Annotated in this window: 18 protein-coding genes, 5 tRNA genes and 4 pseudogenes; 10 read left to right on the top strand and 17 right to left on the bottom strand. The window is 66.4% G+C overall.

What is annotated here, in order from left to right; genetic code table 11:
- Window positions 1-115: 115 nt before the first annotated feature.
- The 11 genes and pseudogenes from CN538_RS03385 to CN538_RS03435 form a co-directional block, all read right to left on the bottom strand.
- The gene (locus tag CN538_RS03385) at window positions 116-1,672 is read right to left on the bottom strand and encodes a SpoVR family protein (protein ID WP_106418563.1); all 1,557 of its coding nucleotides are present in this window, start codon (window positions 1,670-1,672) and stop codon (window positions 116-118) included.
- Window positions 1,673-1,700: 28 nt separating this feature from the next.
- Window positions 1,701-2,984: a YeaH/YhbH family protein gene (locus CN538_RS03390; protein WP_106418564.1), complete on the bottom strand. Its 1,284-nt coding sequence runs from the start codon at window positions 2,982-2,984 to the stop codon at window positions 1,701-1,703.
- Between the two features lie 115 nt (window positions 2,985-3,099).
- Window positions 3,100-5,018 (bottom strand): annotated as a pseudogene (locus CN538_RS03395) (PrkA family serine protein kinase).
- A 327-nt stretch (window positions 5,019-5,345) separates the two neighbouring features.
- On the bottom strand, window positions 5,346-6,401 hold the full coding sequence (locus tag CN538_RS03400) for a threonine aldolase family protein (RefSeq protein ID WP_106418565.1): 1,056 nt from the start codon (window positions 6,399-6,401) through the stop codon (window positions 5,346-5,348).
- 206 nt (window positions 6,402-6,607) lie between these two features.
- Window positions 6,608-8,620, bottom strand: coding sequence for an NADPH-dependent 2,4-dienoyl-CoA reductase (locus CN538_RS03405; RefSeq protein WP_242495536.1), 2,013 nt, complete (start codon window positions 8,618-8,620; stop codon window positions 6,608-6,610).
- Window positions 8,621-8,982: 362 nt separating this feature from the next.
- Window positions 8,983-9,059, bottom strand: a tRNA-Asp gene (locus tag CN538_RS03410).
- Window positions 9,060-9,090: 31 nt separating this feature from the next.
- Window positions 9,091-9,167, bottom strand: a tRNA-Val gene (locus CN538_RS03415).
- Window positions 9,168-9,197: 30 nt separating this feature from the next.
- Window positions 9,198-9,274: transfer RNA gene (locus tag CN538_RS03420), tRNA-Asp, on the bottom strand.
- A gap of 118 nt (window positions 9,275-9,392) precedes the next feature.
- Window positions 9,393-9,469, bottom strand: a tRNA-Asp gene (locus tag CN538_RS03425).
- 42 nt (window positions 9,470-9,511) lie between these two features.
- A tRNA-Val gene (locus tag CN538_RS03430) sits at window positions 9,512-9,587 on the bottom strand.
- A 64-nt stretch (window positions 9,588-9,651) separates the two neighbouring features.
- Window positions 9,652-10,389 carry an alpha/beta family hydrolase gene (locus CN538_RS03435; protein WP_242495537.1) on the bottom strand — a complete coding sequence of 246 codons (738 nt, stop codon included), beginning with the start codon at window positions 10,387-10,389 and terminating at the stop codon, window positions 9,652-9,654.
- Between the two features lie 286 nt (window positions 10,390-10,675).
- Between CN538_RS03435 and CN538_RS24035 the strand changes: the two genes are divergently transcribed.
- Both CN538_RS24035 and CN538_RS03440 read left to right on the top strand, forming a co-directional pair.
- On the top strand, window positions 10,676-10,894 hold the full coding sequence (locus tag CN538_RS24035) for an FAD-dependent oxidoreductase (RefSeq protein ID WP_277985088.1): 219 nt from the start codon (window positions 10,676-10,678) through the stop codon (window positions 10,892-10,894).
- A gap of 79 nt (window positions 10,895-10,973) precedes the next feature.
- The gene (locus CN538_RS03440) at window positions 10,974-11,843 is read left to right on the top strand and encodes an FAD-dependent monooxygenase (RefSeq protein WP_277985089.1); all 870 of its coding nucleotides are present in this window, start codon (window positions 10,974-10,976) and stop codon (window positions 11,841-11,843) included.
- A 37-nt stretch (window positions 11,844-11,880) separates the two neighbouring features.
- Here CN538_RS03440 and ttcA read toward each other — a convergent pair whose 3' ends face one another.
- The 4 genes and pseudogenes from ttcA to CN538_RS03460 form a co-directional block, all read right to left on the bottom strand.
- A complete protein-coding gene (ttcA, locus tag CN538_RS03445; protein WP_106418567.1) occupies window positions 11,881-12,693 on the bottom strand; it encodes a tRNA 2-thiocytidine(32) synthetase TtcA in 813 nt (270 codons plus the stop codon).
- 259 nt (window positions 12,694-12,952) lie between these two features.
- A complete protein-coding gene (locus CN538_RS03450) occupies window positions 12,953-13,177 on the bottom strand; it encodes a hypothetical protein (RefSeq protein ID WP_242495538.1) in 225 nt (74 codons plus the stop codon).
- Between the two features lie 107 nt (window positions 13,178-13,284).
- Window positions 13,285-15,067 (bottom strand): annotated as a pseudogene (locus tag CN538_RS03455) (sodium:solute symporter family protein).
- Between the two features lie 48 nt (window positions 15,068-15,115).
- Entirely contained in the window at window positions 15,116-15,373 is a 258-nt protein-coding gene (locus CN538_RS03460) for a DUF4212 domain-containing protein (protein ID WP_106418568.1), read from the bottom strand.
- 442 nt (window positions 15,374-15,815) lie between these two features.
- On the opposite strand from CN538_RS03460, the pseudogene CN538_RS03465 reads away from it, so the two are divergent.
- Window positions 15,816-19,775, top strand: a pseudogene (locus CN538_RS03465) (hybrid sensor histidine kinase/response regulator).
- A gap of 311 nt (window positions 19,776-20,086) precedes the next feature.
- Here CN538_RS03465 and CN538_RS24040 read toward each other — a convergent pair.
- Together CN538_RS24040 and CN538_RS24045 are read right to left on the bottom strand one after the other, a co-directional pair.
- Window positions 20,087-20,718, bottom strand: a pseudogene (locus tag CN538_RS24040) (OmpP1/FadL family transporter).
- Window positions 20,715-21,197: an outer membrane protein transport protein gene (locus CN538_RS24045; protein ID WP_277985091.1), complete on the bottom strand. Its 483-nt coding sequence runs from the start codon at window positions 21,195-21,197 to the stop codon at window positions 20,715-20,717. The pseudogene CN538_RS24040 and the gene CN538_RS24045 overlap by 4 nt, the downstream one beginning before the upstream one ends.
- A 514-nt stretch (window positions 21,198-21,711) precedes the next feature.
- Here CN538_RS24045 and CN538_RS03475 point away from each other — a divergent pair.
- The 7 genes from CN538_RS03475 to CN538_RS03485 all read left to right on the top strand — a co-directional run bounded on the left by CN538_RS03475 (window position 21,712) and on the right by CN538_RS03485 (window position 25,281).
- Window positions 21,712-22,155: a MerR family transcriptional regulator gene (locus CN538_RS03475; protein WP_106418570.1), complete on the top strand. Its 444-nt coding sequence runs from the start codon at window positions 21,712-21,714 to the stop codon at window positions 22,153-22,155.
- Window positions 22,152-22,595 carry a cation transporter gene (locus CN538_RS24905; RefSeq protein WP_340638248.1) on the top strand — a complete coding sequence of 148 codons (444 nt, stop codon included), beginning with the start codon at window positions 22,152-22,154 and terminating at the stop codon, window positions 22,593-22,595. The genes CN538_RS03475 and CN538_RS24905 overlap by 4 nt, the downstream gene beginning before the upstream one ends.
- On the top strand, window positions 22,562-22,786 hold the full coding sequence (locus CN538_RS24910; protein ID WP_340638249.1) for a hypothetical protein: 225 nt from the start codon (window positions 22,562-22,564) through the stop codon (window positions 22,784-22,786). The genes CN538_RS24905 and CN538_RS24910 overlap by 34 nt, the downstream gene beginning before the upstream one ends.
- Window positions 22,787-22,817: 31 nt before the next feature.
- On the top strand, window positions 22,818-23,633 hold the full coding sequence (locus tag CN538_RS24915) for an HAD-IC family P-type ATPase (protein ID WP_340638250.1): 816 nt from the start codon (window positions 22,818-22,820) through the stop codon (window positions 23,631-23,633).
- Window positions 23,630-23,758, top strand: a complete 129-nt coding sequence (locus tag CN538_RS24920) for a hypothetical protein (protein WP_340638251.1) — start codon at window positions 23,630-23,632, stop codon at window positions 23,756-23,758. Before CN538_RS24915 ends, CN538_RS24920 begins: the two co-directional genes overlap by 4 nt.
- A gap of 48 nt (window positions 23,759-23,806) precedes the next feature.
- Entirely contained in the window at window positions 23,807-24,205 is a 399-nt protein-coding gene (locus CN538_RS24925; protein WP_340638252.1) for a hypothetical protein, read from the top strand.
- Between the two features lie 626 nt (window positions 24,206-24,831).
- Entirely contained in the window at window positions 24,832-25,281 is a 450-nt protein-coding gene (locus tag CN538_RS03485) for a VOC family protein (protein ID WP_106418571.1), read from the top strand.
- Window positions 25,282-25,399 lie beyond the last annotated feature (118 nt).

Below are 25,399 nucleotides of genomic sequence, written 5' to 3' on the forward strand. Positions count from 1 at the left end.
CAAAGGTAGTGCCCAGGGAGGGGTTTACAGCGCCCTCGCGACGCCCTGCCGCCGGATAAGCCCACTTCGTTTATCGGTTGTGACAGACGTGCCAAGGCACGCACACCGGTGGGCTTCACGCCGACTCGCGCCCGGTCTCGGGAATCGGCCACTGGTAGCGGCGCACCGTATCGCCGTTCTCGATCGACTCCAGCTTGACCGGGAAGCCCCATAGCTGATGCAGATGGCGCAGCACCGGGAACAGGCTCTGCCCCAGCGGCCGGCGACGGTCCTGCACGTGACGCAGGGTCAGTGAGCGATCACCGCGGATATCCGCCTCCCATACCTGGATGTTGGGCTCCCGCGCCGAAAGCGCATACTGCACGCTGAGCGCTTCGCGAATCCGGCGATAGCCGCGATCGTCGTGGATCGCCTCGATCTGCAGGCTGTCGTCGCGGTCATCGTCGACCAGGCTGAACAGCTTGAGATCGCGGATCACCTTGGGCGAGAGGAACTGCTGGATGAACGACTCATCCTTGAAGTTGTGCATGGCGAAGTGCAGCGTGTCGAGCCAGTCGCTGCCGGCGATCTCGGGGAACCACTCGCGATCCTCGTCGGTCGGCGCCTGACAGATCCGCTGGATGTCGCTGAACATGGCGAAGCCCAGGGCATAGGGGTTGATCCCGCCGAAGTAGGGGCTGTCGTAGTCCGGCTGGCTGACCACCGAGGTGTGCGACTGCAGGAACTCGAGCATGATCCCCTCGTCGATCAGGCCGTCATCGTAGAGCCGGTTCATCAGCGTGTAGTGCCAGAAGGTGGCCCAGCCCTCGTTCATCACCTGGGTCTGGCGCTGGGGATAGAAGTACTGGGCGAGCTTGCGCACGATGCGCACGATTTCGCGCTGCCACGGCTCGAGCAGCGGGGCATTCTTTTCCAGGAAGTAGAGCAGGTTCTCCTGCGGCTCGCTGGGGTAGCGGCCATGGCGATGTAGGCCGAGGGGATCGTTCTCGCTGTCCGGCAAGAGGTGGTCGGCGAGCGGCGCGGCGCGCTCGGGAATGGTGCTCCACAGGGTGTTGACCTGGGTCTGGAGGTAGGCCTCGCGCTCCTCCTGGCGTCGCGCCTCGGCCTCGGCAGAGATCGGCGATGGCCGCTTGTAGCGGTCGACACCGTAGTTCTGCAGCGCGTGGCAGGCGTCGAGCAGCTGCTCCACCGCCTCTACCCCGTGGCGCTCCTCGCACTGGGCCACGTATTTGCGCGCGAACACCAGGTAATCGACGATCGCCGAGGCGTCGGTCCAGGTCTGGAACAGGTAGTTGCCCTTGAAGAAGGAGTTGTGGCCATAGCAGGCGTGGGCAATCACCAGCACCTGCATCATCAGCGAGTTCTCCTCCATCAGGTAGGCGATGCAGGGGTCGGAGTTGATCACCAGCTCGTAGGCGAGTCCCATCTGACCGCGCCGATAGGCCTGCTCCACCGACAGAAATTGCTTACCGAACGACCAGTGATGATAGCCGACCGGCATGCCCACGCTGGCGTAGGCGTCCATCATCTGCTCGGAGGTGATGATCTCGATCTGATTGGGGTAGGTGTCGAGCCGGTACTCCCGCGCCAGCTCGGCGATCGCCTGCTCGTAGCGCTCGAGCGTCTCGAAGTTCCAGTCCGAACCGGTGGCAATGGGCTTGCGTGGCGTCATCGATGTCTCCTCGGTGGCCATACCGGCCTCAGCTTTCGGCACGCTGACGGAAGAGCTCGCGGAAGACCGGATAGATGTCCTCCGCCTGCACGATCTGCTCCATCGCGAAGCGCTCGGGATAGGCTGTCTTGATCGTGGCGTAGGCGTCCCACAGCGCCTGATGGGCGTGGGGTGTGATCTCGACGTAGGTGAAGTACTGCAGCTTGGCCATCAGCGACTCGTCGAGCAGCTTGAGACAGGTCGCGGAGTCGTCGTCCCAGTTGTCGCCGTCGCTGGCCTGGGCGACATAGAGGTTCCACTGCTCCGGCGAGTAGCGCGCCTCGATGATGCGATCGACCAGGGTCAGGGCGCTGGAGACGATGGTGCCGCCGGTCTCGCGCGAATAGAAGAACTCCTCCTCGTCGACCTCCTTGGCCACGGTGTGGTGGCGCACGAAGACCAGCTCGACCTTCTCGTAGTTGCGCTCGAGAAACAGATAGAGCAGCAGGAAGAAGCGCTTGCCGATGTCCTTGTGCGCCTGGGTCATCGAGCCGGAGACATCCATCACGCAGAACATCACCGCCTGATTGGAGGGCATCGGCTGGTGGGTGAGGTGGTTGTAGCGCAGATCGTAGGTATCGAGGAACGGAATCGCGGCGATGCGCTTCTCGAGCCGCTCGATCTCGGACTTGAGCTCGTCGATCCGCGCCGGATTGCGCAGCACCGGGTCCTGACGCTCCTCCGCCGCCAGCGCCTCCTGGGCTTCGCGCAGGGCGCGTTTCAGCGGCGCGCGCATGCCGATGCGCCGGGCCTGGGCCTCACGCATCGAGCGCACGATGTTGATCCGCGCCGGCACCCCCTCCTTGGAGATCCCGGCGCGCACCGGACGCGTCTCCTCGAGCACGCGCAGCTGCTTGCGCTCGAGATGCGGCAGTGCCAGCCCGTCGAAGACGAAGTCGAGAAACTCCTCGCGCGACAGGGTGAACACGAACTCGTCGACCCCCTCGCCCTGGTTCGAGGCCTGGCCCTCACCGCTGCCGCCACCGCCAGCCCCGCCGCTCGGCCGACGCAGGCGATCGCCCTCGGCGAACTGCTTGTTGCCGGGGCTGACGATGGTGCGCCGGCCACCGGGGCCGTGCTGGAACGAGGGTTCGGAGATATCGCGGGAGGGGATCGAGACCTTCTCGCCGCGCTCCATGTCGGTGATCGAACGCCGGTTGACCGACTCCTCCACCGCGCGCTTGATGTGCGCCCGGTAGCGCTTGAGAAACCGCTGGCGGTTGACCGCGCTCTTGTTGCGCGCATTGGGCCGCCGGTCGATGAAATAGCTCATGGCACCTCCCGCAGACTGGCTGCGGCGGCGGCCCGCGGAGGCTGGCCGCCGCCCGTAAGGCGCGCGGCGACCCGCCCCGCGCGCCCGCTGACCTCGGCGTCTGGCCGCGGTCGACCTACTGCGACTTGCGCACGCGCAGATACCACTCGGAGAGCAGCCGCACCTGCTTCTCGGTATAGCCGCGCATGACCATGCGGTCGACGAAGTCCTCGTGCTTGCGCTGGTCGGAGGCCGACGCCTTGGCGTTGAACGAGATCACCGGCAAGAGCTCTTCGGTGTTGGCGAACATCTTGTGCTCGATCACCCCCTTGAGCTTCTCGTAGGACTGCCAGTTGGGGTTCATGCCGTTGTTGTGGGCCCGCGCGCGCAACACGAAGTTGACCACCTCGTGGCGGAAATCCTTGGGATTGGAGATCCCCGCCGGCTTCTCGATCTTCTCCAGGTCCTCGTTGAGCGCCTGGCGGTCGAACAGCTCGCCGGTCTCCGGGTCGCGGTACTCCTGATCCTGAATCCAGAAGTCGGCGTAGGTGACGTAGCGGTCGAAGATGTTCTGGCCATACTCGGTGTAGGACTCCAGATAGGCGGTCTGGATCTCCTTGCCGATGAAGTCGACGTAGCGCGGCGCCAGATACTCCTTGATGAAGCGCAGATAGCGCTCATGGGTCTCCTTGGGCAGCTGCTCGCGCTCCAGCGCCTGCTCCAGCACGTAGAGCAGATGCACCGGGTTGGCGGCGATCTCCTGGGTGTCGAAGTTGAACACCTTGGAGAGGATCTTGAAGGCGAAGCGGGTGGAGAGCCCGGTCATGCCCTCGTCGACACCGGCGGCGTCGCGGTACTCCTGGATCGACTTGGCCTTGGGATCGGTGTCCTTGAGATTCTCGCCGTCGTAGATGCGCATCTTGGAGTAGATGCTCGAGTTCTCCGGCTCCTTGAGCCGCGAGAGCACCGAGAACTGCGCCAGCATACGCAGGGTGTCGGGGGCGCAGGGCGCGGCGTCGAGGGAAGAGTGCTCGAGCAGCTTCTGGTAGATCTTGATCTCTTCGGAGACCCGCAGGCAGTAAGGCACCTTGACGATATAGACGCGGTCGAGGAACGCTTCGTTGTTGCGGTTGTTGCGGAACTGCTGCCACTCGCTCTCGTTGGAGTGGGCCATGATGATGCCGTCGAAGGGAATCGCCCCCATCCCCTCGGTGGGGTTGTAGTTGCCCTCCTGGGTCGCGGTCAGCAGTGGGTGCAGCACCTTGATCGGCGCCTTGAACATCTCGACGAACTCCATCAGCCCCTGGTTGGCCCGGCACAGGCCACCGGAGAAGCTGTAGGCGTCGGGGTCGTCCTGGGAGTAGAGCTCGAGCTGGCGGATATCGACCTTGCCCACCAGCGAGATGTCCTGGTTGTTCTCGTCGCCGGGCTCGGTCTTGGACAGCGCGATCTGGTTGAGCCGCGACGGGTAGAGCTTGACCACGCGGAACTGCGACAGGTCACCGCCGAACTCCTTGAGCCGCTTGGCCGCCCAGGGCGACATCGGCCCGTGCAGATGGCGCGTCGGAATGCCGTACTCCTGGGAGAGCAGCTCGCCATCCTCCTCCGGCGAGAACAGCCCCAGGGGGGATTCGTAGACCGGCGAGTCCTTGATCGCATAGAAGGGCACGCGCTCCATCAACAGCTTCAGGCGCTCGGCCAGCGATGACTTGCCGCCGCCCACCGGGCCCAGTAGATAGAGGATCTGCTTGCGCTCCTCGAGCCCCTGGGCGGCGTGGCGGAAGTAGGCGACGATCTGCTCGATCGCCTCCTCCATGCCGTAGAACTCGGCGAAGGCGGGATAACGGCGGATCACCTTGTTGGAGAAGATCCGCGACAGGCGGGGGTCCTTGGCCGTATCGATGGTCTGCGGCTCACCGATGGCGGCGAGCAGACGTTCAGCGGCGCTGGCGTAGACGCTGGGCCCTTTCGACACAGTTCGAGATACTCCTCCAGGCTCATCTCTTCTTTCTGAACCCGCTCGTAACGACTCTGGACGTGATCGAAGATACTCATGGAAGCCTCCTGGTCGTGACCCCCAACCGCTCAGGGCACTCACCCTGTCAGCCGGGCTAGCTGACTATCAGCATAGACAGATGCACGGAGCGCCGGGTAGACCCAAGAGTCGAGTCACAGCGACGCAGCGTCGACAAGCTCGCTTTAGAACACGCTACCACGATCAGGGTTCGATGCACGGCAATTTGCGCGGAAAAAATGAAGACCCCGACCAAAGTCGGGGCAAGCACTTGAAAGCACTGAGAAATCACGTACCTGGCGCGACCGGAAGGGGCTTCTGAGGGCCCGGAAAGCGCCTGCGGCGATCGTGGGAAGCCCCGCGACGGGTCAGCGGGCGGCGTGATCCAGCGCCGCGCGGGCGTCGGCGAGCAGGTCGTCGAGCAGCTCGGTGGTGGTGTTCCACGAGCAGACGAAACGCGCCCCGCCGGCGCCGATGAAGGTGTAGAAGGTCCAACCCTTGGCCCGCAACGCCTCGATCACCGGTGCCGGCAGGCTGACGAAGACACTGTTGGCCTCGGTCGGGAACATCGGCCGGACACCGGGTAGCGCCGCCAGCCCCTCGGCGAGATAGCGCGCCATGGCATTGGCGTGGTCGGCATTGCGGCGCCAGGCACCGGTCTCCAAAAGCCCCAGCCAGGGGGCGGCGATGAAGCGCATCTTGGAGGCGAGTTGACCGGCCTGCTTGCAGCGATAGGCGAAATCCTCGGCCAGGCTCTTGTTGAAGAACAGGATCGCCTCGCCCAGCGGTAGCCCGTTCTTGGTGCCGGAGAAGCACAGCACGTCGACCCCGACCTGCCAGGTGAGCTCCGCCGGCGTGGCGTCCAGGGCGCTGCAGGCGTTGGCGAAGCGTGCGCCATCCATGTGCATGCGCAGATCGTACTTGTCGGCCATGGTGCGGATCGCCAGCAGCTCCTCCCGCGAATAGACGGTGCCCACCTCGGTGGCCTGGGTGATCGAGACCACCCGCGGCTTGGGGTAGTGGATATCGCTGCGGCGCACCACCAGGCGCTCGATCCCCTCGGGGGTGAGCTTGCCCTCTTCGCCCGGGCAGGTGAGCAGCTTGGAGCCGTTGGAGAAGAACTCCGGGCCGCCGCACTCGTCGGTCTCGATGTGTGCCAGTTCGTGACAGATCACGCTGTGATAGCTCTGGCCGAGGGCGGCCAGGGTCAGCGAATTGGCGGCGGTGCCGTTGAACACGAAAAAGACGTCGCAGTCGTAGTCGAACAGCTCACGAAAGCGGTCGGCGGCGCGGTGGGTCCAGACGTCGTTGCCGTAGGCGAGGTCGTCACTGGCGTTGGCCTGGATCAGATAGTCGAGAGCTTCCGGGCAGATACCGGAAGTGTTGTCGCTCGCCAGAAAGCGAGGAGTACAGTCAGAGGTCATTGGGCGGGTCCTTGTACGATCCCTCCCCCGCGAGCCAGGCTCGTGCGGAGGCCAGGCATGAGCGCCTGAATCACGCGAAGCGCAAGCCGCGACGACAGGATCGCCATCGTCGCGGCTTGCGCTTCCTCAACCTCAGCAGTCTAACACCTGTCGGCGACGGCGGAAGCCGCCCGCCACGAGCGGCACGCGCTCGTCCGCCGACGCGCTCAGAGCTGCGCCGCCAGCCGCGTGCCCTGGTCGATCGCCCGCTTGGCGTCGATCTCGGCGGCCACATCGGCCCCACCGATCCGGTGGGTGGCGATACCGGCACGGGTGAGATCGTCGAGCAGCGCAAGCTCCGACTCCTGCCCGGCGCACACCACCACACTGTCGACTTCGAGTACCCGAGGCTCCCCCGCCACGCGCAGGTGCAGGCCTTCGTCGTCGATGCGTACATAGTCGCACTCGGCCCAGCTCTCCACCCCGCGCGCCTTGAGCGCCGCCCGGTGCACCCAGCCGGTGGTCGCGCCCAGACCCGCCCCCGGCTTGCCGGCCTTGCGCTGCAGCAGCGTGATCTGGCGCGGGGCCGGTGGCGTCTGCCGCGGCTTGAGCCCGCCCGGCTCGGCCACGTCGAGATCCACCCCCCACTCGTCGCACCAGGCGTTCAGGTCCAGCGCCGGCTGCCCGCTGTGAGAGAGCAGCTCGGCGACATCGAAGCCGATCCCGCCGGCGCCGATGATCGCCACCCGCCGTCCGATCCGTTCCGGATGCAGGATCGCCAGCGGATAGGGCACGACGCTGGGGTGGTCGGCGCCCTCTAGACTCAGCTCCCGCGGCTTGACCCCGGTGGCCAGCACCACCTCGTCGAAGGCCAGCAGCTGCTGGGCATCGACCTGCTGATCGAGGCGCAGATCGACGCCCCAGCGCACCAGCTGGCGTTCGAAGTAGCGCAGCGTCTCGGCGAACTCCTCCTTGCCGGGAATCCGCCGGGCGTAGCGAAACTGACCGCCGATCTCCGGCTCACGCTCGAACAGGGTGACCCGGTGGCCGCGCTCGGCGCAGGCGATCGCCGTGGCCAGCCCCGCCGGCCCGGCGCCGACCACGGCGATCTGCTTGGGTGCGGCGGTCGGCGCGAGCACCAGCTCGGTCTCGTGACAGGCGCGCGGATTGACCAGACAGCTGGTCAGCTTGCCCTGGAAGGTGTGATCGAGGCAGGCCTGATTGCAGGCGATGCAGGTGTTGATCTCGTCGTCGCGCCCTTCGGCGGCCTTCTCGACCCAGCCCGAATCGGCCAGGAAGGGACGCGCCAGCGAAACCAGATCGGCGTGCCCTTCGGCCAGCACACGCTCGGCCACCGCCGGCATGTTGATGCGGTTGGTGGCCAGGGTGGGAATGTCGACGGCCGCGCGCACCGCCCGCGAAACGCCGACGAACGCCGCCCGCGGCACGCTGGTGACGATGGTCGGTACCCGCGCCTCGTGCCAGCCGATGCCGCAGTCCAGCGCATCCACCCCGGCCGCCTCCAGCGCCGTGGCCAGCGCCACGATCTCGGCCTGGGTACTGCCCTCCTCGATCAGATCGATCATCGACAGGCGGAAGATCAGCACGAAGTCATCCCCGCAGCGGCGGCGAATGCCGCGCACGATCTCCAACGCGAAGCGCTGGCGTCGCGTCGCATCGCCACCCCAGGCATCATCGCGCTGATTGCTGCGCGCGCACAGGAACTGGTTGATCAGATAACCTTCCGAGCCCATCACCTCGACGCCGTCGTAGCCGGCACGCTGAGCCAGCTCGGCGCAGCGCACGAAATCCGCGATCTGCTGATGTACCTCGGCATCGCTCAGCGCGTGGGGCGTGAAGCGATTGATCGGCGCAGCGATGGCGGAGGGCGCGACCAGCGCCGGCGAGTAGGCGTAGCGTCCGGCATGCAGGATCTGCAGGCAGATCGGCGTCTCTTCGGCGTGCACCGCTGCCACCACCTGGCGGTGCGCCTCGCACTCGGCCGCCTCGCTCAGCTTGGCGGCATGGGCGAAGACCGCGCCTTCGGCATTGGGCGCGATGCCCCCGGTCACGATCAGGCCGACCCCGCGGCGCGCTCGCTCGGCATAGAAGGCCGCCAGGCGTTCGAAGCCGCCGGGCGCCTCCTCGAGATTGGTGTGCATCGAGCCCATCACGACCCGATTGCGCAGGGTCAGCGAGCCCACGCGCAGCGGGCGAAAGAGATTCGGATAAGCGGTCACGGTCGGCTCCACGCAGCGGTGTGCGGCAGTTTTCAAACGCACGTATGAACGCCAGTGTAACCCAATCCACGAATACGACCATTCCACCAAAGCGGCATCGTCGCAGACGGGCATATCGACGGACCAGGGTCTGCCGGTGCGAGCGAGAGACGTCTCTGATAGGCAGAAGGGGCGGAAAACAGCGCAGCGTGGGTAGAGCAAGGGAGAGGAGCAGAGAAAACGAGAGCAACAGAGCGCGCACGGCCCCAGGTATGACGGCCAGACACGAAAAAACCAGCTCTAAGGCTGGTTGGTTCGCTCACAGCGGCCGTTTGGGCGCTGCTGGTAATAAACACTGACTGAACACATTGTCGAGACGTCGATGGCGGACCGGACGGGACTCGAACCCGCGACCTCCGGCGTGACAGGCCGGCATTCTAACCGACTGAACTACCGGTCCGCATAGATCGGTGACCATCATCCTGGGACGATGGTGGGTGGTACAGGACTCGAACCTGTGACCCCCAGCATGTGAGGCTGGTGCTCTAACCAGCTGAGCTAACCACCCAAAACGTCTGACGCTGCGCAGCACGAAGTGTGGCGGACCGGACGGGACTCGAACCCGCGACCTCCGGCGTGACAGGCCGGCATTCTAACCGACTGAACTACCGGTCCACTCGAAGCATCGGGTCTGAGTCGTGAAACACCTACCTGATACGTGCTTACCTGTTACACACTACGCGACTTGCAAATGACATCCGAAAAACCTGCGCTTCTCGAACATCGCTGGAAATGGCGGACCGGACGGGACTCGAACCCGCGACCTCCGGCGTGACAGGCCGGCATTCTAACCAACTGAACTACCGGTCCCCAGTTTCCAATCACGTGATCCACGGCCCAAAGCTTGCGCGATGGTGGGTGGTACAGGGTTCGAACCTGTGACCCCCAGCTTGTAAGGCTGGTGCTCTCCCAGCTGAGCTAACCACCCGTGGTCACGTGGCGCTGCATTCTACCGGTAGCCGGTTGAAAGTCAACCGCTTTTCCGCAACGATTTATCCTTGGCGTCGATCGACTAGCGCGAGGCGCCGGCTGATCAGGGCTGCAGCGGTGTCGATCAGTTCGGCCTGGCTCGAGCCGAGACGTTTTGGGGGTCGCCAATCGTGGTCACCGCCGTCGAGAAAATGGCACTCGAGCTGCGCCGGCAGCGTATAGCTTTCGACCTCGGCGCGGGTCCCGAACGCATCCCGCGTCCCCTGCAGCAACAGCAGCGGACAGGCGAGATCGGGCCAGTGGTCGAGGCGCAGACGCTCAGGCTTGCCCGGCGGATGGAAGGGATAGCCGCACAGCACCAGCCCCGGCAGCGGCTCCCGCGCCGCCAGCAGGCTGGCCACCCGCCCACCCATCGACTTGCCGCCCAGCCACGCCGGCGCTTGGCCGTCAGCGTCGATGGCCCGGCGCCAGGCGCTCAGCTCCGCCACCAGACCCTCGACCCGCGGCGGTGGCCGTCGCCTGCCCTCACGCCGCATGCGCGCCATGTAGGCGAACTCCACCGCGATCACCTGCACGCCGCCCGCGGCCAGGGCGTGGCGCAGACGGCTCAGGAAGGGCGAATCGTGCCCCGCCCCGGCACCGTGGCTCAGCAGCAGCCGCGGCGTCTGCGCCGGCCCACATACCCGCACGCCGCCGAGCGCGGTCTCGTGCAGCGTGTCATCGCCGTGCGCCAGGGCGGTGGCGATTCGCTGACGGTCTTCGGCGTCGAGTGCCGGCTCGGCATCTGTCTGGATCCTCATCCTCCCTCCTCGTTTTCCCGACTTCCCTTTCCCGACTTCGCTTGCCCGGGTATCGGTTCTGCGCCGCGATCTTCGTCGCGATCCTGGGCGGTGGTCTTATCTCGCCTCGAGCCTTGGCGGAAATGTCCGGGAAGGTTCTGGTGGACGCTACCAGGCATTCCCCTGGGGCCCCGTTTCTGCGTAGGATGATAAAAACCTGTTCGATCGGTCAGCCACCCCGGGCGGCGGCATGCCGCCGTTCGCCGTCGACCTCCACGACAATACAATACGCTTGCGAGGATACCCCATGAGCTTGAACGTTCTGGTGATCGGTGCCGGCATGGGCGGGCTGACGGCCGCGCTGGCGCTAGCTCGCCGCGGCCATCGGGTGGCCGTGGTCGACCGGGTCGCCGAGCTGCGTCCGGTGGGCGCTGCCATCTCGGTGTGGTCCAACGGAGTCAAGATCCTCAAGGCGCTCGGGTGGGCGAGGCGCTGGAGCAGGTCAGCGGCGAGATGCAGCGCATGAGCTACTACACCCACGGCGCCAGGCTCACCGACTTCAGCCTGACCCCGCTGTATGCCGGGTCGGCCAACGCGCCTGCCCGGTGGCCCGAGCCGCGCTGCAGCAGCTGCTGCTCGATGCGGTGGGCGCCCAGGCTGTCACCCTGGGCACCGCCTGCACCGGCTATCGCCAGGATGCTTCCGGCGTCACCGCCCACTTCGACGACGGCAGCGAGCGCCACGCCGACCTGCTGGTGATCGCCGACGGCACCCATTCGCGCCTGCGCGAACAGGCGCTGGGGCGGCCGGTACCGCGGCGCTACTGCGGCTACGTCAACTGGAACGTGCGCGTACCCGCCAGCGAGGATCTGGCCCCGCTGCACGACTGGGTACAGTACGTCGGCGACCACCAACGGGTTTCGCTGATGCCGATGAGCGGCGATCCGGCGCATCCGGAGTTCTACTGCTTCTTCGATGTGCCGCTACCTGCCGGCAGCGACAACGACCCCGCCCGCTATCGCGATGAGCTGGCGCACCACTTCGCCGGCTGGGCACCGCCGGTGCAGCGGCTGATCGCGCGTATCGATCCCGCCGCCATGGCGCGGGTGGAGATCCACGACATCGACCCGCTGGAGACGCTGGTCGCCCCCAGGGTGGCGATACTCGGCGACGCCGCCCACGGCATGGCCCCGGATCTGGGCCAGGGCGGCTGCCAGGCGATGGAGGACGCCTGGGTGCTGGCCGAGGCGCTCGAGACCAGCAGCGGCGCCATCGACGAAGCGCTTGCGCGCTACGACGCCGCCAGGGTGTCACGGGTGGGCGAGATCGTCAGCCGCGCGCGCCAGCGGGCCGAGACCACCCACGGCGCCGACCCCGCCGCCACCCGGGCCTGGTATGCCGAACTCGCCGCCGAGGACGGCCGCCATATCATGGGGGGGATGCGCAAGACGATCCTCGGCGGGCCACTCGGCTAGGCACTGTCTGATAGGCACTGTCTGAAAAGTGTCGCGCTCAGGCCTCGCGGGAGAGCAGGTCGAGCGCGTCGATCCGCGTCTCCTGACGCTGACGCTGGCGCTCCTCGAGGCCGGCGAAGTCGAACAGTTCGCGGTCGGCCAGCTGCGAGGGGGCAACATTGGTCACTGCCTTGAACATCGTCTCCAGGCGTCCCGGATGCTTGGCCTCCCACTCCGCCAGCATCTCCTTGACCACCTGGCGCTGCAGATTGGGCTGCGAGCCACACAGATTGCAGGGGATGATGGGGAAGGCCATCTGCCGCGCATACTCGGCGATATCCGCCTCACGGCAGTAGGCCAGCGGGCGAATGACGATGTTCTTGCCGTCGTCGGAGAGCAGCTTGGGGGGCATCGACTTGAGCGTGCCGCCGTAGAACATGTTGAGAAACAGCGTCTCGAGCATGTCCTCGCGGTGATGGCCAAGGGCGATCTTGGTCGCGCCGATCTCCTCGGCAAAGCCGTAGAGCGAGCCCCGGCGCAGACGCGAGCAGAGCGCGCAGGTGGTCTTGCCCTCCGGGGTCTTCTCCTTCACCACCGAGTAAGTGTCGCGCTCGAGGATATGGTAGGCGACGTCCTTGGTGGCGAGATAGTCGGGCAGCACGTGCTCGGGGAAGCCCGGCTGCTTCTGGTCGAGATTGACCGCCACCAGCTCGAACGCCACCGGGGCGTTGCGCTGCAGGTTGAGCAGGATCTCCAGCATGGTGTAGGAGTCCTTGCCGCCGGACAGGCACACCATCACCTTGTCGCCTTCATGGATCATGCCGTAGTCGATGATCGCATTGCCGACCTGGCGGCGCAGGCGTTTCTGCAGCTTGTTGAATCGCGTCTGGCCTTGGCAGACGCATCGGCCTCGGCAGTCTCTGCCTGCCGGCTATCGAGGGGATCGCTGGCTCGTTGCATGCTTCGCTCTTTCGCGCCGCTGCCCGCGACACGGCGAGGGCCGCCGGTCGCCGCTGGACGCGGGTGTCATTCGTGGGGTCGTGGGGCGCCTATGCTAACACCGCCCCGGGCAGCGGCGAAGCGCTGGCATAGCGATCCCCGGCGACCAGCGCGCATGACGGCGGCGACCATCAGATCACGTGCATCACACCCAGATAACGTACCGTCACCCCCACGAACAGCACCGCGATACCCACGCGCTGCAGTTTGAACTCGGTCGGCGTGAGCACCATCCGCCGCTGCCAGAACAGCAGCACGCCGCGCAGATCACGGGTGCGCCGCACATAACGCAGATAGCTCACGCCCACGACCAGAAGCCCGAGCAGCAACAGGCCATGCTCCATCCAGTTCATCATTTTTTCCTCATGTTATTCGCATCCCATGGTGAATATCGCCGCCGTCGGCCATCTCGACGTAAGACACCGCCCCGGCGCGCCGGGACGGTGTGCGATCAGGCCTCGGTTCAGTGGTCGACCGCCGTACCGGCGCCGCGGGGCACACGGATCTCCTCGACGATCTGCTGGATCTCCGCCGGCGGCGGCGCGGTGAAGCGGCACACCACCAGCGAGACCACGAAGTTGAAGATCATGCCCAGGGTGCCGATCCCCTCCGGCGAGACGCCGAACCACCAGTGCTCGGGGGTGTTCATTTCCGGCGCCACGAACTTGAAGTAGACGATGTAGCTGAAGGTGAAGATCAGCCCCACCAGCATCCCGGCGATCGCCCCCTCCTTGTTCATGCGCTTGTAGAAGATGCCCATCAGGATCACCGGGAAGAAGCTCGACGCCGCCAGCCCGAAGGCGAACGCCACCACCTGGGCCACGAATCCCGGCGGGTTGATGCCGAAATAGCCAGCGATCACGATCGCCACCGCCGCGGCGAGGCGCGCGGCCAGCAGCTCACCCTTCTCGGAGATGTCCGGCTTGAGCTGCTTCTTGAGCAGGTCGTGGGAGATCGCCGACGAGATCACCAGCAGCAGCCCGGCCGCGGTCGACAACGCCGCCGCCACGCCCCCGGCAGCGACCAAGGCCACCACCCAAGCGGGTAGATTGCCGATCTCGGGGTTGGCCAGCACGATGATGTCGCGGTCGATATAGACCTCACCGGGATTGTCGGTGGGGGCGTTTCAACAGCCGTTCGCCGTGGCTGCCACGCTCGCCGGTATAGACCGGGGCGCCCTGGAACGGATCCCCGGCGGACATCTGTACCTCGCCGTCGGCGTTCTTGTCGGTCCACGCGATCAGCCCCGAGTTCTCCCAGTTGCGGAACCACTGGGGCAGCGATTCGTAGGCGGTGTTGTCGACCGTCTCGATCAGGTTGACCCGGGCGAAGGCCCCCACCGCCGGCGCGCTGGTGTAGAGGATGGCGATGAAGAACAGCGCCCAGCCGGCGCTGACCCGGGCATCGCGCACCCGCGGCACGGTGAAGAAGCGTACGATCACGTGGGGCAAGCCGGCGGTGCCGCACATCAGCGCCGCGGTAATGAAGAAGACGTCGATGGTCGACTTGGTGCCAGAGGTGTAGGCGCTGAAGCCGAGCTCGGTCACCAACTGGTCGAGCCGCGTGAGTAGATAGACCCCGGTGTCGTTGCCGGCGGCGTCGAGCAGCGTGGCACCGAAACCGGTCTGCGGCAGGATATGCCCGGTCATCATGATCGACAGGAAGATCGCCGGCACGGTGAAGGCGAAGATCAGCACGCAGTACTGCGCCACCTGGGTGTAGGTGATGCCCTTCATGCCGCCGAGCACGGCGTAGAAGAACACGATCACCATGCCGATCGCCACGCCGATGTCGACGTCGACCTCGAGGAAACGGGCAAAGACGATCCCGGTGCCGCGCATCTGCCCCGCCACGTAGGTGAAGGAGACGAAGATGACACAGATCACCGCCACCGTGCGCGCCACGTTGGAGTAGTAGCGGTCACCGATGAAGTCCGGCACCGTGAACTTGCCGAACTTGCGCAGATAAGGCGCCAGGAGCATCGCCAGCAGCACGTAGCCGCCGGTCCAGCCCATCAGGTAGACCGAGGCGTCATAGCCCGAGTAGGCGATGATCCCCGCCATCGAGATGAACGACGCCGCCGACATCCAGTCGGCCGCGGTGGCCGCGCCGTTGGCGATCGGCGAGACGCCACCGCCGGCGACGTAGAACTCCTTGGTGGAGCCCACCCGCGAGGCGATCGCGATCGCGATGTAGAGGACGAAGGAGCCCCCCACGAAGAGATAAGTCAGTAATTGAATATCCATCAGGCCTGTCCTGTGTGTTGGTTATTGTCGGTTGCGATAGATGTCCAGTTACTGCTCTTCGACGTCGTACTCCCGGTCGAGCCGATTCATCGCCCAGGCGTAGACCACGATCAGCACCAGAAAGGCGTAGATCGCGCCCTGCTGGGCGAACCAGAAGCCGAGCTTGAAGCCGAAGACATGGATGGCATTGAGCGGCTCGACCAGCAGCACGCCGAAGCCATAGGAGACGATGAACCAGATCACCAACAGCGTCGCGATCAAGCGTATGTTGGCCTTCCAGTAGTCCTGCCGGCTCTTTCCCTTCATGAGATTCCCCTCTCGCTGCTCGAAAGCGCCCCCCGCCTACCGGGCGCACACGGGTGCGTTCTGCCCGCCCCTGGGCCAACCCTCGGGCGCACTGCTTAGCGCTCGAAAATCAACGGCTTGTCGGGTCCGGCGACACGAGTGCAGCCTATGTCAGAGGAGGCTTGCGGGGGCAGGCTGACTTTAGTCGAGGGGTCGCGAGCGGCTCGGGACATTAACGTTTTCTTTATGAATAACAGGCAAGTAGCGCATTCGTTCAGACATTGAACCTTGGTCTATCAGGCCAAAGCATGAGTACCCGAGGCGCAGCCGTCGCTCACCTCTGTCACACTAGGCGCCCTGCAGCGCTACGCTGGCTAGACGCGCCGCGGCAGGCGATCATGGCGGGGGCGACTCAAAAAGAATCACACGGGCGCGGAGGCGCTCAGCGCAAGCGGGGAAACACATGTTCGAAGGCGGCTTACTGATCGTCGTGGCACTGCTCTACGTGGCCACGCTGTTCGCCATTGCCTGGCGCGGCGATCGCCACGCCCGGCGCCACGGCCCGGCCAGCCGGCGGCCGATCGTCTACAGCCTGGCGCTGGCGGTCTACTGCACCTCCTGGACCTTCTACGGCAGCGTCGGCCAGGCCGCCACCTCGGGCTGGTCGTTCGCCAGCGTGTTCATCGGCCCGGTGCTCACCTTCCTGCTGTTCTGGCCGGTGATCACCAAGATGATCCGCGTGGCCAAACGCCAGAACGTCACCTCGATCGCCGACTTCATCGCCTCGCGCTACGGCAAGTCGCAGTCGCTGGCCGCCTTCGCCAGTCTGATCGCGCTGGTCGGCACGCTGCCCTACATCGCGCTGCAGCTCAAGGCGGTCTCCACCGCCTTCCGCGTGATGACCAGCGATGGCCACTCGGTCAAGGCGCCGATCGTCGACGACACCGCCTTCTATATCGCCATCGTGATGGCGGCCTTCGCGATCCTGTTCGGTACCCGCGATACCAACGCCACCGAACACCACGAGGGCCTGATCCAGGCGATCGCCTTCGAGTCGGTGGTCAAGCTGGTGGTATTCCTGGTGCTCGGGGCTTACGTCACCTGGGGCATGTTCGATGGCCTCGGCGACCTGCTCGGCCGCGCCGACACCTATCTCCAGCTGCAGCAGCAGCTCACCGAGCAGAACTTCGACACCAGCTTCTGGACCCAGACCCTGCTGGCGATGCTGGCGGTGTTCTGTCTGCCGCGCCAGTTCCATATCACCGTGGTCGAAAACACCAACACCGACGACGCCAAGCGCGCGCGCTGGCTGTTCCCGCTCTATCTGGTGCTGATCGGGCTGTTCGTGCTGCCGTTGGCAGCGGCCGGTCTGTCGCTGTTCCCCGGCGATGACCTGGCTCCCGACAGCTACGTGCTGGCGTTGCCGATCGTCGCCGATCAGCCGTGGCTGGCGATGCTCACCTTCGTCGGCGGGCTCTCGGCGGCCACCGGCATGGTGATCATGGCGGCGGTGGCCAATGCGATCATGATCTCCAACGAAATCGTGCTGCCGGCACTCTTCCGCCTGCGCTGGTTCGAGGAGAAGTCGCGCGACTACGGGCGCCTGGTGCTGCTGGCGCGACGCATCACCATCGTCGCCATCCTGGCGCTGGCCTATCTGTTCTATCAGCTGGTGGCGGAGTACAGCTCGCTGGCCGCCACCGGCCTGCTCTCGCTCTCCGCCGCCGCCCAGTTCGCCCCGGCCCTGCTCGGCGGGCTCTACTGGAAGCGCGGCAACCGCCTCGCGTGGTCACCGGGCTCAACGTGGGCTTTGCGATCTGGCCTACACCCTGCTGATGCCGGCGCTGATCCGCCCGGCCTGCTGCCGGAGGCGTGGCGTGGCCGGCGGGCCATGGACGTGGCCTGGCTGTCGCGCGTGCATCTGTTCGGGCTCAACGTCACCGACAGCTTCGCCCACGGGGTGATGCTGTCGCCGGCTTCAACCTGTTCTTCTATATATTCATCTCCCAGCTGACGCGCAGCGGGTGGTCGAGCGGATTCAAGCGTCGCTGTTCGTCGACAGCATCGAAACCCGCCAGACCACGGTCAATCGCCCCTGGACCGGGGCCACCACGGTGGGCGACCTCAAGGTGCTGTGCGAGCGTTTCCTGGGCCAGTCTCAGGTCGAGCGCGCCTTCGACGACTACGGGCGGCGCAACGCCAAGCCGCTGGAGAACAACGCCCGCGCTTCGATCGACGTGATCCAGTTCACCGAGCGCCTGCTGGCCTCGGTGCTCGGCGCCTCATCGGCGCGCATCGTGGTCAACTCGGCGCTGCAGGGTCGCGGCATCGGGATCTCGGACGTGATCTCGATCGTCGATGAGGCGTCGCAGGTGCTGGAGTTCAACCGCGCCCTGCTGCAGGCGACCATCGAGAACATCAACCAGGGCATCGGGGTGGTCGACCAGAACCTCAATCTGGTGGTGTGGAACCAGCGCTATCTGGAGATCTTCCGCTTCCCCGACAACCTGATCCGGGTCGGCACGCCGATGGAGAAGGTGTTCCGCTACAACGCCCACAACGGCGAGTACGGCCCCGGCGACCCGGAGGAGCATGTCGAGCAACTGATCGAGAACATCAGAAGCGGCCAGCCCCACCGCTATGAGCGCTACCGCCCCGACGGCAGCGTGCTCGAGGTGCTCGGCAATCCCTGCCGGGCGGCGGCTTCGTCTACACCTACCAGGACATCACCCAGCAGAAGCGCACCGAAGAGGCGCTGATCCGCTCCGAGAGCAATATCCGTATCTACACCGACAACGTGCCGGCGCTGATCGCCTACTTCGACACCGACTGCCGCTATCTCTTCACTAACCGCGCCTACGAGGCGGCGATGGGCATCGACCGCAACGCGGTGATCGGCGAGCGCGTGCAGAACGTCATGCCGGCGGCCGCGGCGCGCCAGCGCGGCCCCTGGATGCGCCGCGCCCTGGATGGCGAACGGGTCAACTTCGAGATCTCGCTGGACGACGGCGATGGTGGTGTGCGCTACATGCTGGTGACCTACACGCCCCACTTCGGCGAAGGCGGGCGGATACTCGGCTTCTTCGCGCTCTACCAGGACATCACCGAGCGCCGCCTGGCCGAGATCGCCCTGCGCGAGACCAACGAGAATCTCGAGGAGCGCGTGCGCGAGCGCACCCAGGCGCTGTCCAAGGCCAACGCCGCCCTGCGTCAGGAGAACCGGGTGCGCGCCGAGGCGGAGCAGGCCCTGCGCCAGGCCAAGCAGACCGCCGAGGATGCCAACGCCTCCAAGACCCGCTTCCTCGCCGCCGCCAGCCACGATCTGCTGCAGCCGCTCAACGCCGCTCGGCTGTTCACCTCGGCGCTGGGCCAGCAGGTGGCGGATGGCGATCACCGCCGCACCATCGGCCATATCGACAACTCGCTGCAGGCCGCCGAGGAGCTGCTGGGCACCCTGCTCGACATCTCCAAGCTCGATGCCGGGGCGCTGACCCCGCGCAAGAGCCAGTTCCCGCTGGCCGACATCCTGCGCCGCTGCGCGCCGAGTTCGAGGTGATGGCCGACGACCGCGGCCTAGACCTGGACATGGTCGCCACCGGCCTGTGGGTCGACAGCGATGCCCAGATGCTGCGGCGTATCGTCCAGAACTTCCTCTCCAACGCCCTGCGCTATACCCAGCAGGGGCGGGTGCTGCTGGGCTGTCGCCGGCGCCACGACCGGGTGGTGATCGAGGTCTGGGACACCGGGCCGGGGATTCCCGACTCCAAGCTCAGCGAAATCTTCCAGGAGTTCCGGCGCCTCGATCAGGCCTCGCGCCATAAGGAGAGCGAGCGCGGGCTGGGGCTCGGCCTCTCCATCGCCGAGCGCATGAGCCGAGTGCTCGACCATCCGATCCAGGTTCGCTCCAAGGTCGCCGCCGGCACCGTGTTCTCGGTCTCGGTACCGCTGGTGGCCGGCCGCCGCGGCAGCCCCAAGCCAGAGGAGAGCGCCCCGCGGCGCAGCGGCAACAAGCTCGTCGGCACCCGCATCCTGTGCATCGACAACGAGCGCCTGATCCTCGAAGGCATGAAGGCGATGCTCGAAGGCTGGGAGTGCGAAGTCTTCACTGCCACCTCCATCGGCGGCGCCAAGTCGGCGATCCGCAACATGGGCGGCGACCCGACGCCATCCTCGCCGACTACCACCTCGACAACGAGGTGACCGGGGTGATGGCGCTCGAGGCGCTGGAGGAGCTGTGCGAGCAGAGCGTGCCGGGGATCGTGATCACCGCCGACCCGCACCGAGGAGGTCGCCGACGAGATCAAGCGCGGCGGCTATCAGCTGCTGCTCAAGCCGGTGCGTCCGGCCGCCCTGCGGCGCCCTGCTCACGCGGACGCTGCAGGCCTCGCGGGCGACCCGCGCAGCGGGTGACGAGAGCCCCTGAGCCAACGGCACGCTGAAACGACGACGCGCCGCAGATGGCGGCGCGTCGAGGAAAATCGGCAGGCTGTGGGTGAAAGCGTGGTCGGGATGCCGGCCCGCCTTGCTCCGGGCCAAGAGCCCGAGGCGCAGCGAGCCAGCGGCGTGGCTTAGAGCGCCTTTCACAACCGCTAGACGACGTGGGCTTGTCCGGGGGCAGCGCCTCGCGAGGGCGCTGTGACCCCCTCCTGGGCGCTACCTTTGCCATCCCTGGCAAAGGACCCTCGCTTTGCCCTGCCCCCGGCGCCCACTGCTAGAGGGTTTGGAAATGGGCTCTTAGAAGCGGTAGGTTGCCTGCACCCCGAAGAGGTTGAGCGAGTTGTCGTACTCGGCCTGGTAGGAGGTGCCATTGGCTTTCTGCTGGTCGACGTCGGCGCGATCTTCCCAGATGTAGCTGTAGGCCGCATCGATGGTCAGGTCGGGGATCGGGTCCAGCCGGCGCCGATCGAGACCAGGTTACGGTTCGCCGTGGGCACGCGCGGGCTGCGGTGGGCATCTTTGACCGGCGACTGGTCATAGGCGATACCGCCGCGCAGGGTCCAGGCCGGATTGACCTTGTAGGAGAGACCGGCGGCGTACTGCCAGGTGTCGCGGTAGTCCTGCTGCTCGTCGATCGGCAGCCCCAAGCCATTGTCGACCACCAGCTGGTCAAAGCGGCTCCAGCGGTATAGGTCGCCCCGGCCATCACCGTCCAGCGGTCGTCGAGCTGGTGGGTGACCGAGAAGTCGATGGTCCTCGGGCAGGGTGATATCGAGCGAACCGTCGCCGCTGGCATTGAGGAAGATCGGACCCGATCCACCGACCCCACCGAAGACGTTGGAGGCATCGACATCACCGGAAAGATGGTAGTCGACCTTGGAGCGGTAGGTGAGGCCCAGGGTGGTGGACTCCACCGGGCGGTAGATCAAGCCGATGTTGTAGCCCCAGGCGTCATCGTCGCCCTTGACGTTGACAGTGCCGTCAGCGAAGCATTCCGGTTGAGCGGATTGGGGGTCTTGCTCTCCAGCTCGCCCTTGATGTGGTTGTAGGTCACGCCGAAACCGATGGCGAACTTGTCGTTGAAGCGGTACGACAGCGTGGGCTGGGCGGTGATGACCTCCAAGTCGCTGTAGTTGCCGAGTAGCGCCCCTTGAAGTCGTCGCCGTAGTCGGTGACCAGCCCGAACGGCGCATAGACGCCGAGACCGAAGCTCCAGCGGGTCGTTGATCGGCTGCACGTAGTAGCCGAACGGTACCGCCTTGTGCGGAATCATGTCGCCGTCGGTGCTACCTTGGGTGCCCACCACGCCAGCGAGTGTCGGCTGGGTGCCGCTGTCGTTGCTGATGTCCGAACTGGCGTCGATGTAGTGGGTACCCGCAGTGACCTGGGCACGGTCGAGGAACGACATGCCCGCCGGGTTGCCGAAGACGATGGAGCGTCCTGAACGTTGGAGGAGCGCCCGGCCCAGGAGGTGCCCTGGCCACTGACACTCTGCTCCTGGAGTTGAAAGGCCCCGGCCATGGCCTGGCTGGAGGCGGCGGCGCTCACCAGCGCGATGGCCAGCGACAAGCGGTTGTAGCGAAAAGACATGGTTTGTTCCCCTCTCCCAGTGGTCGCCCTTGCGCTTGCGCGTCTGGCGATCGTCGCCGAAGGCGCGGACTCCGCATCCCTTCAGCACTATTTTTCCCATCCCTTTGTCACTCAGCGCTGCATCAGCGTCAATGCGCAAACGGTCGTTTTAATCGCATTTTTGACTTCTCTTTAGTCGTAATACGAATCGCTATGTCGCTTTCGCCCTCCTTGGCCCCGGCGGCGCCCTCCCCACCTTGTCGGCACCGATCAGGAGTGATAGAGGCTCGCCTTGACCCATGTGTAAGACCTAGGTTTTACACTGACCTCAACAAGCGCGGAGGAGCTTCACGATGAAAGTCACTGAACTGGCGCGAAGCGCCGGGGTCACCGCCGAGACCGTGCGTCACTACACCCGCCAGGGCCTGCTGACGCCGCAACGTGATCCGGACAACGGCTATCAGCTCTACGACCAGCGCGACCTGAGCCGGCTGCACTTCATCCAGCGTGCGCGCACCCTGGGCTTCAGCCTCAAGGAGATCGCCGAGATTCTCGACCAGGCCGACCAGGGCGATTCACCGTGCCCGCTGGTACGCGACCTGCTCGCCGCACGACTGCCACGTATCCATGCCCAGATCCGCGAGCTGCAGGCGCTGGCCGAACGCATGGAGCACGCCCTGGAGGATTGGTCGCAGATGCCCGATGGTGCGCCCGACGGGCACAGCATCTGTCGTCTGATCGAACACACGTCCGACGGCGCCCACGGCTGCCACGCCGCGCCAGGGAGGTCCGCGTGAACCACTATCGCTATCGCGTCGACGCCATGCACTGCCAGGGCTGCGTCAAGCGCATCCGCGCGGCGGTCGCTGTCGCCGACGCCGAGGCCACCCTCGAGGCCGCCCCCGCGCAGCGCGAGCTGGCGGTCACCACCGAGCTAGACGAGGCGAGCCTGCGTCGACTGCTCGACCATGCCGGCTATCCCGCCACGCCCCTTGACGAGGCCAACGCCGAAACACCGCCAGCGCCGGCGCCGGCGCAGCAGGCGGCAGCGACCACGGACGCCCAGTCCACGGATGCTCAGTCCACGGACAGACAGACTGCCCAGGCCGGCGCCCAGGACTCGGCCAGCGCGCGCGCCGATAACCCCGCCCTGCGGCGGCTGGCGATCGGCGGCATGACCTGCGCGCCGGCTGCGTCAATGCGGTGCAGAAGGCGCTCGCGGCCACCCCGGGGGTGACCCGCGCCCAGGTCAACTTCGCCAGTGAGACCGCGCAGGTCGGCGGCAGCGCCGATCTCGAAGCGCTGATCATGCGGTACGCGGCGCCGGCTACACGGCGACGCCGATCGCCGATCTGCGCCAGGCCAGCGCCCAGCGCCAGCGCGACAACCGCCGCCAGTGGCGCCGCCATCTGCGCGACGCCTGCCTAGCCTCGCTCTGGGCATACCGATGATGCTGGCGATGTTCATCCACCAGCCGCGCCTCGAGGGTGGCGAGCGCTGGGTCTGGCTGGCCCTGGGGCTAGCCACGCTGGGCGTGCTCGCCACTGCCGGGCGACGCTTCTTCGACGGCGCCTGGAAGGCGTTTCGCCACCACCAGGCCAACATGGATACGCTGATCGCCCTCGGCACCCGCCGCAGCCTGGCTCTACTCGATGACGGTGGTGCTGCTTCCCGGCCTGATCCCGCCGGCCTCGCGCCATCTCTACTTCGAGGCCTCGCTGATGATCGTGGGGCTGATCGGTATCGCCAGGCGCTGGAGCTGCGCGCCAAGGGACGCAGCAGCCAGGCGCTGTCGCGTCTGCTCGATCTGCAGAGCCGTACCGCGCGGGTGATTCGCCAGGATCAGGAGCGCGAAGTCGCGATCGAGAGCGTGCAGGTGGGCGAACGCATCCGGGTGCGTCCCGGCGAGCGTCTGCCGGTGGATGGCGAGGTCGAGAGCGGCGAGAGCCATATCGACGAATCGATGCTGACCGGTGAACCCGAGGCGGTACGCAAGGGCGCCGGCGACAGCGTCAGCGCCGGGACGGTCAATGGCCGCGGCAGCTTGGTCTATCGCGCCACCCAGGTGGGTGACGAAACCCGCCTCGGACGCATCGTCGATCAGGTCGCCCAGGCGCAGGAGTCGCGCCCGCCGATCGGCGCCCTGGCCGACCGTGTCGCCGGTATCTTCGTGCCCAGCGTGATGATCATCGCGGTGCTCACTGCGCTCGCCTGGCTCAATTTTGGGCCCGCGCCCCAGCTGGTGCACATGCTGGTGGCCGCGACCACGGTATGATCATCGCCTGCCCCTGCGCGCTGGGCCTGGCGACCCCGATCTCGACCATGCTCGGTATCAGCAAGGCCGCCGAGCACGGCGTACTGATCCGCGACGGCGAGGCACTGCAGCCGCCAGCCGCCTGAGCACCCTGGTAGTCGACAAGACCGGTACCCTCACCAGGCCGCCCGAAGGTGACCGCCAGCCACTACTGGCAGACGCAGGCGCGCGCCCAAGCGGCCGTAGTCGCACTCGAACGCGGTTCGGAGCATCCGCTGGCAAGCGCCCTGCTGGCGCACCTGGACGACGCGCCCGAGCCCCCGGCGGTCGACGCCTTCGACAGTGTCACCGGGCGTGGCCTGGTCGCCACCCTGGCGGATGGCACCCGGGCGCTGCTCGGCAACGCCGCGCTGATGCACGACCACGCCATTGATATCCAGGCTGCGGCGGAGACCGCCGAGTCCTGGCAACAGCAAGCCGCGAGCGTGGTCTATCTGGCCCTGGACGGCCAGCTGGCGGCGCTCTTCGGGTGCGCGACGCCCTGCGTGAAGATAGCCGCGCCGCGGTGGCCCGACTGCGCCGGGCGGGGCTGAAGTTGTGATGCTGAGCGGCGACAACTCCGCCGCCGCCGCCGCCATCGCGCATGAGGCGGGGATCGACGAGGTCCACGCCGAGGCTGCTGCCGGGTGACAAGCAGGCCGCGGTGGCGACGCTACAGCAGCGCGCGAACGCGTGGGCATGGTCGGCGACGGCATCAACGACGCCCCGGCGCTGGCCCAGGCGGATGTCGGCTTCGCCATCGGCCAGGCACCGACGTCGCCATCGAGCGCCGGCATCACACTCATGCGCGACTCGCTGCACGGGTGGCCGATGCCATCGCCATCAGTCGCGCCACGCTGTCCAATAAACAGAATCTGTGGGGGGCATTCGGCTACAACGCCCTCGGCATTCCCATCGCCGCCGGCGTGCTCTATCCGTTCACCGGGATGCTGCTGTCGCCGATGCTCGCGGCGCTGGCGATGTCGGCTCCTCGGTCACGGTGGTCGCCAACGCCAGCCGCCTGCGCCGCTTCGCCCCGGGCGGTGGCACGCCTCCGATCCAGGAGCGACACTGATGCTGATACTGCTAATACGCTGGGCCTGGCGCTCATCGTCTTTATCGTGTGGTGGTTCTGGCTCAAGGCTGAGCGCCAGCGCCCCGTCGACCCACAGGAGACCCCATGTCCTCTGCACCCGACACCTCCAGCAACGGCGCACCGCCGCTCGACGGGATCGTCGAGAGCGTGCTCTACACCGCCGACAAAGCCCGCGCCCGGGCGTTCTTCGAGCGCGTCCTGGGCCTGGAGCCGCATCTCGCCGACGAACGCTTTCTCGCCTACCCGGTGGGCGCTAGCATGCTGCTGGTGTTCCAGCGCGGCGAGACCGACACCACGGTGACGCTGCCCGACGGCATGGGCACCATCCCACCCCACGACGGCGCCGGCCGCCAGCACGTGGCGCTGGCGATCGGCGCCGAGCAGCTGCCCGCCTGGGAGGCGCATCTCGACGCCGAAGGCGTGATCATCGAGGGGCGCACCCGCTGGCCACGGGGCAGCGAGAGCCTCTACTTTCGCGACCCGGACGGGCATCTGATCGAGCTGGTGACACCGGGGCTGTGGCCCTGCTACTAAGGAACCACTGCATAAATGCCTGCACGGACTCGGCGTCCCCAGCGCATGACTACGTTGCGCGGTACTCGAAGACTCGCCTAACCCCATGTTATGTCTTGCGTGACGCGTTGCCTTCGGC

Origin of the sequence: Salinicola tamaricis, from assembly GCF_003006155.1 — a bacterium.
In the GTDB taxonomy this organism is placed as follows: Bacteria; Pseudomonadota; Gammaproteobacteria; order Pseudomonadales; family Halomonadaceae; genus Salinicola; species Salinicola tamaricis.